At 58.9% G+C, this 15580-nt stretch carries 16 protein-coding genes; 11 read left to right on the top strand and 5 right to left on the bottom strand.

The window, feature by feature from the left end; genetic code table 11:
• Positions 1–48: 48 nt before the first annotated feature.
• Positions 49–474, top strand: a complete 426-nt coding sequence (asr, locus tag ABLU87_RS27095; protein WP_009654716.1) for an acid resistance repetitive basic protein Asr — start codon at positions 49–51, stop codon at positions 472–474.
• Positions 475–586: 112 nt separating this feature from the next.
• Here the strand turns inward: asr and ABLU87_RS27100 are convergent, their stop codons facing one another.
• On the bottom strand, positions 587–883 hold the full coding sequence (locus ABLU87_RS27100) for a hypothetical protein (protein ID WP_224373493.1): 297 nt from the start codon (positions 881–883) through the stop codon (positions 587–589).
• Between the two features lie 802 nt (positions 884–1685).
• On the opposite strand from ABLU87_RS27100, the gene ABLU87_RS27105 reads away from it, so the two are divergent.
• Complete coding sequence (locus ABLU87_RS27105) at positions 1686–2498, top strand: serine protease (RefSeq protein ID WP_014229539.1); 813 nt, start codon at positions 1686–1688, stop codon at positions 2496–2498.
• A gap of 4 nt (positions 2499–2502) precedes the next feature.
• Here ABLU87_RS27105 and ABLU87_RS27110 read toward each other — a convergent pair whose 3' ends face one another.
• From ABLU87_RS27110 to mdtJ, 3 genes are all read right to left on the bottom strand, one after another.
• Positions 2503–4659: a bifunctional diguanylate cyclase/phosphodiesterase gene (locus ABLU87_RS27110; RefSeq protein WP_122116999.1), complete on the bottom strand. Its 2157-nt coding sequence runs from the start codon at positions 4657–4659 to the stop codon at positions 2503–2505.
• Positions 4660–4764: 105 nt separating this feature from the next.
• Positions 4765–5094, bottom strand: a complete 330-nt coding sequence (mdtI, locus tag ABLU87_RS27115) for a multidrug/spermidine efflux SMR transporter subunit MdtI (protein WP_004851284.1) — start codon at positions 5092–5094, stop codon at positions 4765–4767.
• On the bottom strand, positions 5081–5443 hold the full coding sequence (gene mdtJ, locus ABLU87_RS27120; protein WP_004851286.1) for a multidrug/spermidine efflux SMR transporter subunit MdtJ: 363 nt from the start codon (positions 5441–5443) through the stop codon (positions 5081–5083). The genes mdtI and mdtJ overlap by 14 nt, the downstream gene beginning before the upstream one ends.
• Positions 5444–5968: 525 nt before the next feature.
• On the opposite strand from mdtJ, the gene ABLU87_RS27125 reads away from it, so the two are divergent.
• From ABLU87_RS27125 to mdcH, 9 genes are all read left to right on the top strand, one after another.
• A complete protein-coding gene (locus ABLU87_RS27125) occupies positions 5969–7003 on the top strand; it encodes an AI-2E family transporter (protein ID WP_004119683.1) in 1035 nt (344 codons plus the stop codon).
• A 436-nt stretch (positions 7004–7439) separates the two neighbouring features.
• Positions 7440–9095, top strand: coding sequence for a malonate decarboxylase subunit alpha (gene mdcA / locus ABLU87_RS27130; RefSeq protein WP_048262142.1), 1656 nt, complete (start codon positions 7440–7442; stop codon positions 9093–9095).
• On the top strand, positions 9095–9937 hold the full coding sequence (locus ABLU87_RS27135; protein WP_048262144.1) for a triphosphoribosyl-dephospho-CoA synthase: 843 nt from the start codon (positions 9095–9097) through the stop codon (positions 9935–9937). Before mdcA ends, ABLU87_RS27135 begins: the two co-directional genes overlap by 1 nt.
• Before the next feature lie 17 nt (positions 9938–9954).
• Positions 9955–10254 (top strand): malonate decarboxylase acyl carrier protein, encoded by a 300-nt coding sequence (gene mdcC / locus ABLU87_RS27140; RefSeq protein WP_004102520.1) that lies wholly within the window; start codon positions 9955–9957, stop codon positions 10252–10254.
• Entirely contained in the window at positions 10247–11080 is an 834-nt protein-coding gene (locus ABLU87_RS27145) for a biotin-independent malonate decarboxylase subunit beta (RefSeq protein ID WP_004851300.1), read from the top strand. The genes mdcC and ABLU87_RS27145 overlap by 8 nt, the downstream gene beginning before the upstream one ends.
• Positions 11080–11880, top strand: a complete 801-nt coding sequence (mdcE, locus tag ABLU87_RS27150; protein ID WP_048262146.1) for a biotin-independent malonate decarboxylase subunit gamma — start codon at positions 11080–11082, stop codon at positions 11878–11880. Before ABLU87_RS27145 ends, mdcE begins: the two co-directional genes overlap by 1 nt.
• Positions 11881–12009: 129 nt before the next feature.
• Positions 12010–12969: an AEC family transporter gene (locus ABLU87_RS27155; protein WP_004851304.1), complete on the top strand. Its 960-nt coding sequence runs from the start codon at positions 12010–12012 to the stop codon at positions 12967–12969.
• Between the two features lie 2 nt (positions 12970–12971).
• Positions 12972–13592 (top strand): malonate decarboxylase holo-ACP synthase, encoded by a 621-nt coding sequence (locus ABLU87_RS27160; RefSeq protein WP_049082733.1) that lies wholly within the window; start codon positions 12972–12974, stop codon positions 13590–13592.
• Complete coding sequence (gene mdcH, locus ABLU87_RS27165; RefSeq protein WP_122117000.1) at positions 13589–14491, top strand: malonate decarboxylase subunit epsilon; 903 nt, start codon at positions 13589–13591, stop codon at positions 14489–14491. The genes ABLU87_RS27160 and mdcH overlap by 4 nt, the downstream gene beginning before the upstream one ends.
• Here mdcH and ABLU87_RS27170 read toward each other — a convergent pair.
• On the bottom strand, positions 14481–15407 hold the full coding sequence (locus ABLU87_RS27170; protein WP_004135593.1) for a LysR substrate-binding domain-containing protein: 927 nt from the start codon (positions 15405–15407) through the stop codon (positions 14481–14483). The genes mdcH and ABLU87_RS27170 overlap by 11 nt on opposite strands.
• Between the last annotated feature and the right edge of the window lie 173 nt (positions 15408–15580).

The following is a 15580-nucleotide window of genomic DNA, read 5'->3' on the forward strand; positions in this document are numbered from 1 at the left end:
CGGCCCCGCAGTGGGGTTGAAACAAGAAACCTTTTCGAGGATATCAGAATGAAAAAAGTATTAGCTCTGGTCGTTGCCGCTGCAATGGGTCTGTCTTCTGTTGCTTTCGCTGCCGATGCTGCCACCACCACGACTCCGGCGCCGGCTGCTGCAACTCACAGCACCACCGCTAAAGCGACCCACCACAAGAAACACCATACCGCCGCTGCGAAACCGGCTGCTGAGCAGAAAGCGCAGGCTGCGAAAAAGCACAAAAAAGCAGCCGCTAAACCCGCTGCCACCCAGAAAGCGCAGGCCGCTAAAAAGCACAAAAAAGCAGAAGCTAAACCGGCTGCCACCCAGAAAGCTCAGGCCGCTAAGAAACACAAAAAAGCCGCTGCTAAACCAGTAGCTCAGAAAGCACAGGCAGCGAAAAAACACCACAAAACCACCAAACATCATACCGCTAAACCAGCTGCACAACCGGCTGCTTAATCTCCCGGGTTAAGCGATGTGATATGATATCGGCGCTGGCTTCAGCGCCGTTTTTTTCTGGAGAGCACCATGCTGCGGCGCTATCGTTTTGAGCTCATCCTGATCCTGCTGATTATCTGCGCGCTGGTCGCCAGCCGTTTTTTTCTTTACTAAACCTATTGCTGCCACAGGTTGTCGCCGAGACCGTCGTCAAACGTTTGACGTAACGCGCCGTTAGCCAACGACGAACCGCCAGAATATCAAGCGAAAGCACGCTCCGGTCGATACGCACCCACACCGCCGTCAACAGCCCCACACAGCAGCCGATACCGTCGGCGATATGAATAGACTGCGGAAAAAAGAGAATATCGTTGGGGTCGCTTAATGCGGTCGCCAAACCTGCCATCACCCCGCTACGCTTTGTTGCCACCTGCTGCGCAACGGCACCTTCACGCAATAGTGCCGGCAGCGTTAGCGCCCGGAAGAGAAAATGTAAGGGACGAAAATTTTGCTGACGAGAACACCGGCGGCCTGCCCGGGGATTTAGCTATCAATCAAACGCCGGAACGGGCGGCGCTGGCCGCAAAACGCGCTCAGCCCGCCGCTTAAACCTGCCTGGTTCCGCCACGATGAGGCCGCGGATTAAAGAACGTGAACCGCCGTCACCAGCAGATAGCCCGTCGCGCCCCAAATCATTGCTGATACCAGCGAAACGTAAACCAATGCGCGAATACCTTGTTTAGACATAAATCCTCCCGTACATCGGGTGTTTGACATTGCAGATATCATCGCCGGGATAACATCTCTGTTTGCTCAACAAGGTGATAGCAATAACAACGTTTTCGGTGAGAAAATGTTTCGCTTTGAAAGTAAGTGATAAACAGGTAAAGAAGTCCGATTTTCCTGTGAAGATATCTCTTTTTTTGCGTGATATTGGCCGTTTTCGCCATTAACTGCCTTGAGAAAAAGCTGAACAGCAAATCCTTTATTCGGCACCCGCCGGTTGTACGTTCGGATACACGATTTATGTTGCTTCCGCTGCCCTTTTCTGCGGAAATAACGCCGCAGGAAAATGGCGTTAACATATTGAATTCACGCCATTCATCCGTAAGCGACTGGCGTTTTTTGCTGATTTCGCCTGCCGCCTGGCTTAATTAAAATTATTCTTAACTTTCATAAACTTAAATCTGCTGCTACTTTCAATATACATAATTATCTCCCCAGAGAGTGATATGCGTAGAGACGTCCTGTTATTACTGTGTTCAATTTCCCTGTTTCCAGCGCTGGTCCAGGCTGACGATGATGGCATGAGTGCAAAAGATATTAAGACGCTGTTTTTTGGTCACGACGACCGAAAACCGGTCAGCAACCCCACGGACGATCCCTGGGATGCGATTGGGCAACTGGAAACCGCCAGCGGTAATCTCTGTACCGCCACGCTTATCGCCCCCAATCTGGCGCTCACCGCCGGGCACTGCCTGCTCACGCCGCCCAAAGGCAAACCGGATAAACCCGTCGCGCTGCGTTTTATCTCGCGTAAAGGCGGCTGGGTGTACGAAATTCACGGTATTGAAGGCCGCGTAGATCCTTCGCTGGGGAAACGGCTTAAGGCGGACGGCGATGGCTGGATAGTTCCCAGCGCCGCGGCGCCGTGGGATTTTGGCCTTATCGTGCTGCGCTACGCCCCTTCCGGCATTACGCCGGTGCCGATTTTTAGCGGCAGCAAAGCCGATCTGACCGCCGCGCTAAAAACCGCAGAACGAAAAGTGACTCAGTCTGGCTATCCGGAAGATCATCTGGATAATCTCTATACCCACCAGGATTGCGTAGTCACCGGCTGGGCGCAGACATCGGTGCTCTCTCATCAGTGCGATACGCTGCCGGGGGATAGCGGCTCGCCGCTGCTGCTGAAAACCGACGACGGCTGGCAGGTGATTGCGGTGCAGAGTTCGGCGCCTGGACCAAAAGATCGCTGGCGGGCGGACAACCGCGCCATCTCCGTCACCGGCTTTCGCGATAAGCTTGAAGCGCTGGCTGCCCAGTAAGCGGTCAGCCTTGCTGCTGGCGCAGCTGCAATAACGACGCGACGGGCATCGGCTCGCTGAAAAAGAAACCCTGCAATCTGTCGCATCCCGCCCGCCGCAGCAGCGCCAGCTGTTGCTGATTCTCAACGCCCTCCGCCACCACCGTGATGCCTAACGCTCCGGCAATACGGACGGTCCCGCGCACCAGCTCCGCCGCCTGGGTATCCACATCCACCAGCCCGGCCAGGGACTTGTCGATTTTAAGACTGTCGAAGCTGAAGCTGCGTAAATAGCCGATGCTGGAATAGCCGGTGCCAAAATCATCGAGCGCCACCGCGATGCCAAGCGCCCTTAAATTCTCAATGGCCGACTTCGCCCGCTCGGGATTCTCCAGAACGTAGCTCTCCGTGACTTCGAGCTGTAACCGACGGGCCGGGAAATGACAGCGGCCCAGCACCTGCACCACCCGCGACTCAAACTCCGGATCGCGGAACTGCGCCGGGGAGATATTCACCGACAGCAGCAGATCGTCCAGTGGCTGCAGTTCGCTACAGGCGCGTTCAAGCACAAACTGGCCAAGCGCGTAGATCAAACCGCTACTTTCGGCGATACCGATAAACGCATCCGGCGGCAGTGCCCCCTGAGGACGCCGCGGCCAGCGCAGCAGCGCTTCCACGCCTTCCATAACCAGCGTATCGGCGTTGACAATCGGCTGATACCAGACATCAAACTCTTCGTTCTCCAGTCCCTGACGAATGCCATTTTCGATATTCAGCTGATACTGCCGCGCGTCGCTGAGCGCTTCGTCATACCAGGTCGTGCGCCCTTTGCCGGTTTTCTTCGAATGGTACATGGCAATATCAGCGCGGCGAAAAAGCTCGGTGCTGGAGCAGCTTGCCGGGAGGCCGCTGGCGATACCGATACTGGCGCTGATATAAATTTTTCGCTCGTTGAGGATAACGGGCGCTTTTAACAGTTCCAGTACCGCCCAGGCAAAAGCCAGCGCCTGATTTACCGCCTGTTCGCCGCTTACCGTCATCGCGAACTCATCGCCGCCCATACGCGCCAGCATCCCTTCAGGCGGAACGCGCTCCCGAAGTTCTTTAGCGATATGAATAATCAGCGCATCGCCAACGTCATGGCCGTAGTTATCATTAACATCCTTAAAGCCGTCGAGATCGATAAATACCACGCTTTGCATTTGGTATTGGGAGGTTTCGCACACCTGGTTAAGGCGTTCGATCAGCGCCCGTCGGTTTGGCAGGCGGCTCAGCCAGTCGGTCATGGCACTGTCGCGCGCCAGCTTTTCGCCGCGCGCCAGCTTGTAAAGCCCGAGGTAGCTGAAGAGAATAAACAGCAGGATCAGCCCAGCCGCCACGGCGGCAATCAGCCGCATACTGTCGGAGGCCGCCCGCGCGGCTTCCGCGCCGGGAAGCCCCGGCTGCCAGCTCAGGTGACCCACGATCTCCCCGGCCTGGGTGCGCAGCGGAATACTGTATTCACCGCCGCCTGGCGTGACGTGCAGGTTGCGAATCTGAAACGTGTCGCCCAGGCGCTCAAGCATTTGCGAGTTGATATGGCGGGTGATCACCAGATAGCGACGCGTATCATCATGCACCTGTAGCCGCCCTGCCGTCGGGCGAATCAGGCCAATACCAATAAACGCAATACCGGCGCGGGTTCGCGTGATGCCGGCATAAGCGCTTTTACCGCTGCGCAGCGCGGCGGCATGCTGCGAGATAAGCGCACGAAAACCGTTGCCGAGGAATTGGGTATCCTGCTCGGTAAAGCTCTCACTGCGAAACGATCCCCACAGCACCCGATAGTGCTGGTCGAGTACGAAAGTGCCGTCATAGAGATTATTGATTTTAAAACCCGATCCCCATGAGTTGTAGAGCCATTGCGGATCGAGCCTGTCGGCATAGGTCTGATGCACCGCATCATCCCAGATAGCGTTATCCATCACCAGCGACAGCACGCGGTTCACCGAGGTCTGCACCGCCCCATCCACCGATAGCACGGAACGATGCTTATCAATTTCGTTTGCTTTCAGGCCGATCAGGTGTTGGGTGAGATAAAGAAGCGAAACAATGGACACGATTAAGCCGATCCCGGCGAGGACAATCATGATGGACAGCGTTCTGGCGGAGGGAATATTGCGCCAGCCTGGCAAATGAATCATGTTCTGCCCTCATATCGGCCGGCAGCAAAATACGCCGAACTGGCTCTTTTTTAAGCGTAATACAGAGAGCAGAATTTGCCGCCCGCATTCACAGGCGGCATCATATCAGGCGAGTTTAATTAACACCATGCCGACCACCAGCAGAAGCAGACCGGCCCAGCCTTTATGATTCAGCCGCTGGCCAAACAGCACCCAGCCGGCGGCAATGGTCGCCGCGATACCGAAACCGCCCCACAGCGCATAGGCCACCGACAGGTCAATTCCTTTGACCGCCTGCGAAAGCGCGCTAAAGGCGCCCAGGACCGCCGCCAGCGACATAATGCCGTAGAATTTACGTCGAAAGCCGTCGGAAAATTTCAGAAAAACGTTGGCCAAAATTTCCAGCGCAATCGCCAGCGCCAGCCAGGCGGCGTGGACCCACTCAAACTGTTGCATGCGCTTTCTCCTTGCCCGGCTTCACCGCTTTCTGCGTCCCCGATTTAATCAAAACAATCCCGGCGACCAGGGTCACCAGGCCGGCGATTTTTATCGTCGACAGCGTCTCATCAAACAGCAGGACGCTGAAGATAGTGATCAGTAAAATGCCGATCCCCTCCCAGAGGGCATAGGCCACGCCGAGGGCGATTTTTTTCACCGCGAAAGCCAGAAAAATATAAGAAAGCGCGATCATGACCAGCATTAAAATAAAACCAGTATGGCCGCCGCTTACGCTTGCCCATTTCATCGACAACGTGCCGGTAATTTCAGCAACGATAGCTAAAGCTAATAAAATCCAATAAAACATGATCCCTTCTCCTGCTTGAGAATATAATCCATGGCGGCTTACAGAGAAGTAAACCGGAAAAATTCTGACGTTAAATTAGCCGTGCGCAGCGCGCCAGCTCAGGCAGAGAGAAGAAGACTAAAGCGCCGAGCGCCAGTGCTGCTCGCCGAGAAAGCGGGAGTGAGAGAGGGATACTGCAGGGTGAAAAGAAATATACATCCTGAACTGATTGTCCATAAAATTACAATTATCCGCGGTATTGCTTCTCGTCATTTGCGGATCAAAATTGTCCTCTGTAGTTATACACACGCAGATTTGTACCATAACGCCACATTTAACTCAAAGTCTTTGCAGTTCTTTACCTCTGGTATTTGATTTGGATTAGTTTTTTCCGATCGCAATCACCATTATGATATCGTTCCGGCCATTATTGATTAATTGGTCGTTTTTTTTCATTTTAGCGGACGCGACGCGCTGAGACGCCGACTTTGCCAACGTCTACAATGACTCACATTAGACCCCATTTTTTCTCTCGCAGGGAGCGGTATGGCCAAACCCATCATCACGCTTAACGGCTTAAAAATAGTCATCATGCTCGGCATGCTGGTTATCATTCTGACAGGCATTCGCTTCGCGGCGGATATTATCGTTCCTTTTGTTCTGGCGATCTTTCTGGCGGTGGTGATAAACCCGCTGGTTCAGCTCATGGTGCGCTGCCGGGTACCGCGGGTGCTGGCTATTTCGCTCCTGGTCGGCGTGATTGTCCTGCTGGCCGTTGTGCTGCTGGCCTCGCTCGGCACGTCGCTTAACGAGCTTGCGCGCACCCTGCCGCAGTACCGTAATTATCTCTATGAACCGATGCAGACCGTTGCGCCCTGGCTACAGCGCTTCGGCTTTACCGTGTCGGTGGTGGAGCTGAACAAGTATATTGACCCCAACGCGGTGATGACGCTGGTGACCGGCCTGCTCACCCAGCTTTCCAACGCGATGTCCTCTATCTTCCTGCTGCTGCTGACGGTGGTCTTTATGCTGCTGGAAGTGCCGCAGCTTCCCGCGAAGCTGCAGCAGCTGATGTCGCGGCCGGTGGAGGGAATGGGCGCGATTCAGCGCGCGCTGGATAGCGTCTCCCACTACCTGGTGTTAAAAACCGCCATCAGCCTGGTGACAGGCCTGGTGGTCTGGGGAATGCTGGTGCTGCTGGACGTCCGCTTTGCTTTTATGTGGGGACTGCTGGCCTTTGCGCTCAACTACATTCCCAACATTGGTTCGGTGCTCGCGGCGATCCCGCCGATCCTGCAGGTGCTGGTGTTTGGCGGTCTGTACGAAGCGCTGGTGGTCCTGGCAGGCTATCTGGTGATTAACCTGGTGTTCGGCAATATTCTTGAACCGCGCATTATGGGCCGCGGGCTGGGGCTGTCGACGCTGGTGGTCTTCCTGTCATTGATCTTCTGGGGCTGGTTGCTGGGCCCGGTGGGTATGCTACTCTCGGTACCGTTGACGATTATCGTCAAAATCGCCCTCGAACAGACGGTGGCCGGGCAAAGTATTGCCTTTCTGCTGAGTGATTTGAGTAAAAACTAACGCCATTGCGCACGCTTCCCCGGAGGCGATGCTGACGCATCTGTCCGGGCTACCGGCCCGCAGACGACCCTTAACCTGTAGCCCGGGCAGGCGCTTTGCGCCGCCCCCGGGAGCAGAGCGCGGAGCCGCTGAACTTCCCCGGAGGCGATGCGGCGCATCTGTCCGGGCTACCGGCCCGCAGACGCCCTTAACCCGTAGCCCGGCTAAACGCAGTGCGAGCCGGGAAGCCGTGCCAATGCCTCAACCCGGTACGTCCCCTGCTCGTAGACCAATCATTCGCAATCATTATTGATCGTCATCACATCTCTGCCCCGCCAATCATTACTCTTACGCTAACGATTCGCCATCGGCCTTAATTGATGCCCGCCACCTCGCGACGCACACTTACTTCCACACCAGGACAATCAAAACGATTCGTCGAATCAGGAGGTTAATAATGAGTGCCGAACAAACGACGGGACGCGTCTGGAACCGTCGCCGTACGGAAAAACAGCGGCGACTGACCGAGGCGAAGGTCTCGGGCAAAGTGATCCCCACCGACCAGCTGGTCGCCGTTCTTGAGCAGCTGCTGGCCCCCGGCGACCGGGTGGTGCTGGAAGGCAACAACCAGAAACAGGCTGATTTCCTCTCGCGGATGCTGGCGGAAGTTAACCCACAAAAAATTCACGACCTGCATATGATTATGCCGAGCGTCGGGCGCAGCGAGCACCTGGACCTCTTCGAAAAAGGTATCGCCCGCAAGCTTGATTTCTCCTTCTCCGGTACCCAAAGCCTGCGTATTTCGCAGCTGCTGGAAGATGGCCTGCTGGAAATCGGCGCTATCCACACCTACATCGAGCTTTACTCTCGCCTGTACGTCGACCTGTCGCCAAACGTCGCGCTGATCGCCGGTTACAAAGCCGACCGCAAGGGCAACCTGTACACCGGGCCGAGCACCGAAGATACCCCGGCGCTGGTGGAAGCCGCCGCGTTCCATGACGGCATCGTTATTGCGCAGGTTAACGAACTGGTCGATGACGAGTGCGATCTGCCGCGCGTGGATATCCCCGGTTCGTGGATTGACTACGTGGTCGTCGCGGATAAACCGTTCTTTATCGAGCCGCTGTTTACCCGCGATCCGCGTCTGATTAAGCAGGAACATATCCTGATGGCGATGATGGCGATTAAAGGCATCTACGCCGAGCATCAGGTGCAATCCCTGAACCACGGGATCGGCTTTAACACCGCCGCCATCGAACTGCTGCTGCCGACCTACGGCGAACAGCTCGGCCTGAAGGGCAAAATCTGTAAACACTGGACGCTGAACCCGCACCCCACCCTTATTCCGGCAATTGAAAGCGGTTGGGTCGAGAGCGTGCACTGCTTCGGCGGCGAGCTGGGAATGGAAGAGTACATTCGCGCGCGTCCGGATATCTTCTTCACCGGCGCCGACGGCTCCATGCGCTCCAACCGCGCGTTCTGCCAGCTGGCGGGACAGTATGCGGTAGATATGTTTATCGGCTCGACCTTACAGGTTGACGGCTACGCCAACTCCTCGACGGTGACCCGCGGCCGCCTCTCCGGCTTCGGCGGCGCGCCGAATATGGGCCACGACCCGCACGGTCGCCGCCACGCTACGCCGGCATGGCTCAACATGATCACCGAACCGGATCCGATGCAGCGCGGTAAAAAGCTGGTCGTTCAGATGGTGGAAACCTTCCAGGCGGGCGTGAAACCGACCTTCGTGGAAAAACTCGACGCCGTTGAGGTCGCCAAAACCTCCGGAATGCCGCTGGCGCCGGTGATGATTTACGGCGATGACGTCACCCACGTGCTGACCGAAGAAGGCATCGCCTATCTCTATCGGGCGGAAAGCCTGGAAGAGCGCCGGGCAATGGTGGCGGCCGTGGCCGGGATCACCGATATCGGGCTCGGCATTGACGCCAAACGCGTGGCCGCACTGCGCCAAAGCGGCAAAGTCGTCTATCCGGAAGATATCGGTATCCGCCGCAGCGACGCCACCCGCTCTCTGCTCGCCGCCGGCAGCGTAGCCGATCTGGTGGAGTGGTCCGACGGTCTGTACAACCCACCGGCAAAATTCCGGAGCTGGTAATGAAAAAACTCTCTCCCCACGTTGCTGAAACCCGGGCCCGCTGGCTGGCCCAGACCGCCAGCGCCTGCCTGGTTGACGAAGCGCGACTCAGCCCCAAGCCGGGCCTGGTGGATAGCCGCGGCAACGGCGCGCATCAGGACCTGAACCTGGCCCTGATGGAGCGTTCGGCCCACAGTCTGCAGCCGACCTTTCACGCGCTGGCTCAGCAGAGCTGGCGGCGTCCGGCCGACGTTGCCCTGCGCGAAACCGTTGGCCGGCTTGGCCGCGAAGGCGAAGCGCGGATGATGCAGGCGACCGCCGGGGTCAATACCCATCGCGGCGCTATCTGGGCGCTGGGCCTGCTGGTCAGCGCGACGGCGATGCTCGGGGGGGAGGGTCAGGCACAGAGAATTACGGAAACCGCCGCCGCCCTGGCCCGTCTGCCGGACGCCTGCGCGCCAAGGACCTTCAGTAAAGGTCTGCGCGCCAGCCGCCGCTGGCAGGTTCCCGGCGCGCGGGAAGAAGCGCAGCGCGCTTTTCCGCACATCACCACCCTGGCGCTGCCGCAGCTATTGCGCAGTCGGGCCGCGGGAGCCAGCGAGGATCAGGCCCGGCTTGACGCGCTGATGGCGATTATGACCTCGCTTAGCGATACCTGCGTGCTCTCCCGCGCCGGAATGGCGGGCCTTGAGGCGATGCGGCAAGGCGCAGGCGAGGTGCTGGCGGCAGGAGGATGTGCGACAGCCAGGGGGCGCGCCGCGCTGGCGCGTCTCGACGTGCAGATGCTGGCGCAGAACGCCTCGCCGGGTGGCGCGGCGGATCTTCTTGCCGCCACCCTGTTTCTCGACCGGGTTTCCGCTTAACGCATTCAGAGGATGTTATGGAACAGATTAAATTGTCATTCCCTGCCAACCGCGCCCTCAGCGGCAAAGCGCTGGCAGGCGTTGTCGGCTCCGGCGATATGGAAGTGCTCTATACCGCCGGACAGAGCGATACGCTCAACGTCGAAATCACCACCTCCGTGGACAACAGCCAGGCGCGCTGGAACGCGCTGTTCGAACGACTGAGCCTGATTAACGGCCTGCCCGGCGGACAGCTGATCATCCACGATTTCGGCGCCACGCCCGGCGTCGCGCGGATCCGTATTGAACAGGTTTTTGAGGAGGTGGCTCATGCGTAACGATCGCAGCTTTATTGAACTCCGCGCCCGTGAACGCGCCCGCACCCTGCTGGATGACGGCAGCTATCGCGAACTGCTGGATCCCTTTGACGGCATTATGTCCCCGTGGCTCGGCGCGCAGGGCATCGTCCCGCAGTCCGACGACGGTATGGTCGTCGCAAAAGGCACCATTAACGGCCAGCCGGCGGTAGTCATTGCCATCGAAGGTACCTTCCAGGGCGGCAGCATGGGCGAAGTCTCCGGCGCGAAAATGGCCGCCGCCCTTGAGCTGGCGGCGGAAGATAACCGCAACGGCATTCCTACCCAGGCGGTGCTGTGCCTGGAAACCGGCGGCGTGCGCCTGCAGGAAGCCAATCTGGGCCTTGCCGCCATCGCCGATATTCACGCCGCGATTGTCGACCTGCGCCGCTACACCCCGGTAATCGGCATTGTCGCCGGTACCGTCGGCTGCTTCGGCGGGATGTCCATCGCCGCGGCGCTGTGCAGCTACCTGATTGTCACCCGTGAAGCGCGTCTGGGCCTCAACGGACCGCAGGTTATTGAACAGGAAGCGGGGATTGAAGAGTACGACTCCCGCGACCGTCCGTTTATCTGGAGCATGACCGGCGGCGAAATTCGCTACGCCAGCGGGCTGGTGGATGCCCTGGTGGGCGATGGCATCAACGCGGTGAAAAGCGCGATGAACGAAGCCATTGCCAAAGGCGTGCCCGCGCAGCATCGCAGCGACAAATATGAAGATTTCCTGACCCGTTTGACCCATTTCGATACCCGCCAGCAGGCGGATACCGCTCAGATCAAACAGCTATTCGCCCGGGAGGAGAAATAATGAACCAGTTCACAAACCGCGCCGCGCTGTGGCTAAACCAGCTGGCGCCGAACGCCCCGCTAATGACCGGTCTGTGCCCCTCGGTGCAGGTTGCCGATGCCGATTTTAACGGTGAAACCGCCCGTTTTATCGCCGTGGTGCCGGATGCTAATAACCATTATCCACGCGCCGCTCAGGGTGAAGTCGGCCTGCTCGAAGGCTGGACGCTGGCCAAAGTGGTCAACGAAACCATCGACGCCGATGCCAATAACGCGGTGAAGCGCCCGATTATCGCGGTTATCGATGTCCCCAGCCAGGCCTATGGCCGTCGCGAAGAAGCGTTCGGTATTCATCAGGCGCTGGCGGGCGCCGCGGGCGCCTACGCCAAGGCGCGGCTTGCCGGACATCCGGTGATTGGTCTGATCGTCGGCAAAGCGATGTCCGGGGCGTTTCTCGCCCACGGCTACCAGGCCAATCGTCTGATCGCCTTTAACGACGCCGGGGTACTGGTGCATGCGATGGGTAAAGAGTCCGCCGCGCGGATCACCCTGCGCACCGTTGAGGCGCTGGAGAAACTGGCGGCAACCATTCCGCCGATGGCCTATGACGTCAGCAACTACGCAACGCTCGGCCTGCTCTCCGCCCTGCTGGATATCAGCAATCCTGACGCGCCGGACGCCCGCGATCTGACGCTGGTCACCGACACCCTGCGCGACGCCATCGCTGACGCCCGCCGGGATGTCTCGCTGAAGTGCCGCCTTGGCGCGGAGAACCGCCGTAGTTCCCAACAGGTGCGCGATCGCATGCGCGCCAGCTGGTAGTCAGTCCCTAAGTAGAAGAAAACCTGCCGGAAGCGGCCGCCCGGGGCGCCATCGCGCGCCCCGGAAATAAACCGCTTTTAGAAATTATAACAATCGCGCCAGTACTCTATTTTCATTTACAGGTGATTTATGACTTATGTGATTATTCATGCCCTCGCGCCGATTTTTGTCATCATGCTGCTGGGCTTCTGGGCCGGCAAGGCCAAAATGGTCGATAACAAAAACGTCTCTTTACTCAACATCTTCGTGATGGACTTCGCCCTGCCCGCCACGCTGTTCAGCGCCACGGTGCAAACGCCGTGGAGCGGTATTGTCGCGCAATCGCCGCTGGTGCTGGTGCTGACCGGGGCGATGTGGATTACCTATGCGGCCATCTACTTCCTCGCGACCCGCGTCTTCAAGCGCTCGCCGCAGGATGCCGCCGTGCTGACCCTGACCGTCGCGCTGCCTAACTACGCCGCGCTTGGCCTGCCGATTCTGGGCAGCGTGCTCGGCGAAGGCGCATCCACCTCCCTCTCCGTCGCCGTTTCCATCGCCTGCGGATCGGTACTGATGACGCCGTTCTGCCTGCTGATTCTGGAACGTGAAAAAGCGCTCGCCGCCGGAGAGAACAGCGGCTCGACGCTGGCAATGCTGCCGGTTCTGATGTGGCGTTCGGTGAAAAAACCGATTGTCTGGGGTCCGCTGCTGGGGGTCGTGCTTTCGGCCATCGGTATCAAAATGCCGGATCTGCTGCTCGCCTCTATCAAACCGCTGGGCCTGGCGGCGACCGCCGCCGCGCTGTTCCTGACCGGGGTGATTCTGTCGGCGCGTAAGCTGCAGCTCAATGCGCTGATTGCCACTTCCACTATCGTCAAACTGCTGGTGCAGCCGTTTATCGCCTGGGGTCTGGTGATGCTGCTGGGGCTGCACGGCTCTATCGCCATTACCGCCATTCTGATGATTGCGCTGGCGGCCGGTTTCTTTGGTGTGGTCTTCGGCAACCGCTTTGGCGTGCAGTCGCCGGATGCGGAAGCGGTGCTGCTGTTAAGCTCGGTTCTGTGTATTCTGTCGCTGCCGCTGTTTATCACCTTAACGTCAGGAATCTAACGATGTCATCAACGCCGCGTCCTCATGATTTAGTCTGGTTGAATAATGCCGCCGCGTTGGAGGCGATTGAGGAGTCCTGGGTCGCACAGCACTGGCATATTAGCCTGCCGGTGGTGGTACGACGCGACGTTGATGCTAACGCCCGCATTCCGGTGGGCGTACGGGGGATGAAGCGCGATCAGCGGGCCGCAGGCTGGGTACAGAGGGAAAATATCGTCCGTACCGTCAGCCCGGAAATCCTCGCCGATCGCCAACAGCTCCTGCGCTCGCCGTTTGTCTCCCAGCCGCCGGTGCAGGCGGCGATATCACTGACCTTACACCCCTGGCCGTGGCGCTGGGGCATTACCGGCAGCACCGGCTACGCGCTGGCCACCGAGATTCCGGTACTTCACGCCGCCAGCGATCTCGATCTGCTGATCCGCGCGCCGCAGCCGATCGCTCGCGAAGCGCTGCTCGCCTGGCAGTCCCGCGTCGCGCAGCTGCCCTGCCGGGCGGATACCCAGGTCGAAACGCCCGCAGGGGCTTTCGCGCTAAATGAGTGGCTGCGCGATGGCCGCGTCCTGCTGAAAACGTCCCGCGGCGCGCGCCTGACCGCTGCGCCGTGGAACAGGGAGGAAGCATGAAAATTCTCTTTACCTTTCCCGGTCAGGGAAACCAGCGGCCTGACATGCTCGCCGCGCTTCCAGACCGCCAGAATATCCTCGCTGAAGCGCGAACCGTGCTCGGCGATGAAGTAGACCATTTAGATACCGCCGCCGCGTTAAAACATACCCGTGCGGTGCAGCTGTGCCTGCTGATCGCAGGCACAGCCTGGGCGCGGGAGCTGCAGCGTCAGGGAGTAAATCCGGACATGGTCAGCGGCCTGTCGATAGGGGCTTTCCCGGCGGCGGTGATAGCCGGCGCGCTGGATTTCACCGACGCCCTGCGGCTGGTGGCGCTGCGCGGCGATTTAATGGAGCAGGCTTATCCTCACGGCTACGGGCTGACGGCGATTATGGGCCTGACGCTCGACCGTGTGGAAAAGCTGATTGCCGACAGCGACCTCTATATTGCCAACCTGAACGCGGAAACGCAGATTGTCATTGCCGGACGCGACGACGAGATGGCCCGCGTGGCCCGGCTGGCGCTGGCGGCTGGCGCCGGTAAAGCACAGCGGCTGGCGGTCAGCGTCCCTTCCCACTGCGCGCTGCTGGATGAACCGGCGGCTAAGCTGGCAAAAGCGTTCACTGACGTCACGCTGCAGCGCCCGCGCTGCGCCTATCTGAGCGGCTCCACGGCGCGCGTTTTATGGGACCCGTTAAGCATTGCCGACGATTTGGCGCGGAATATGGCGCGAACCGTGCGCTGGCAGGAAGCGATGATCGCCGCTGATGAACGGGACGCGCGGCTGGCGATCGAGATGCCACCCGGCGGCGTGCTGACCTGTCTCACCCGCCAGGCGGGCTGGCAGGGGGAGTGTATTGCGCTGGAGCGCAGCGGTATCGACGTTGCCCGTCACCTGGCGAACCGGCTTAACGGCTGAGGCTGCGGGCGTACATCCGCCCTTCTGCCGCCAGCGCCAGCAGGTCGGCGTCGCGCTCGCGATGGTGTGAGTAGACAATGGAGATCAGCTGGCGCATCTGATACGGCTCCGCCAGCTTCAGCAGCTGTACGTCGTTTTCATACACCTTTTTCATTCGTCCCGGCAGCAGCGCAAAGCCTACGCCCGCCTGCACCAGGCTAATCATCGAAAAGATATCGTTAACCCGGGTGACGATTTCAGGCTCGAATCCGGCCACCTGGAAGGCGTCCTGAAATCCGGCATAGGTGGCAAACCCTTCCGCCAGCGAAACAAACTTGCGCCTGGCGTAATCGCGCAGCTCGGCGGGAGCGGTGGTATCCAGCTGTTCCGTCGCCGGGGCGGCGAGGAAGATATCGTCCTCAAACAGCGGGACCACATCAAAAGCCGAATTATTGAATTCACCTTCGTTGGTGGCGATGAGGATCGCATCAAGCGCGTCATCTTCCAGCATATCCAGCAGCATCTGATTGGAGCCCATGGTGAGATCCAGCTCCAGCTCCGGCCGACGCAGCTTCATGCCCATAATAATGCGCGGCACGGTTTCAAGGGTCAGGGAATAAAGCGTGCCGATGCGCAGCCGGCCCTGCCCGACGCCGGCTACTTTACGCGTCGCTTCCAGGCCGCGGGTCATCAGGCTCATAACGTCCTGGCAGTACTCCAGCAGCGTCCACGCCGCCGGGAGCGGCAGCAGGTTGCGCCCTTTATGAATAAACAGCGGGCAGCCGACGCCCTCTTCCAGCGTATGCAGCGCCCGGTGGACGCTGACGCCGCTCAGCTGCATGGCCTCAGCGGTTCTGGCGATGTTCCCTTTCGCCATAAACATCATAAATACCGACAGCTTGCGGAAGGTGATGTCCTGATTAATGTCGTCTTTCATTGCCCTGGGCTCCGCGTTTCGGTCTTCATTAGCATTTTCTTTCGTGATTTCAAGACAGTATAACCACAATTAACGAATGAAGGATTAGCCGGAAGGGGGATATCAGCGCGGGGGGAGAGATTAGAGCAATGTCACGTTTTCGCCGGGGCAGCGAAGAGAGGCCAGTAGGCCCG

This window comes from Klebsiella sp. CB_Kp196, assembly GCF_040061575.1.
GTDB lineage: Bacteria > Pseudomonadota > Gammaproteobacteria > Enterobacterales > Enterobacteriaceae > Klebsiella > Klebsiella michiganensis.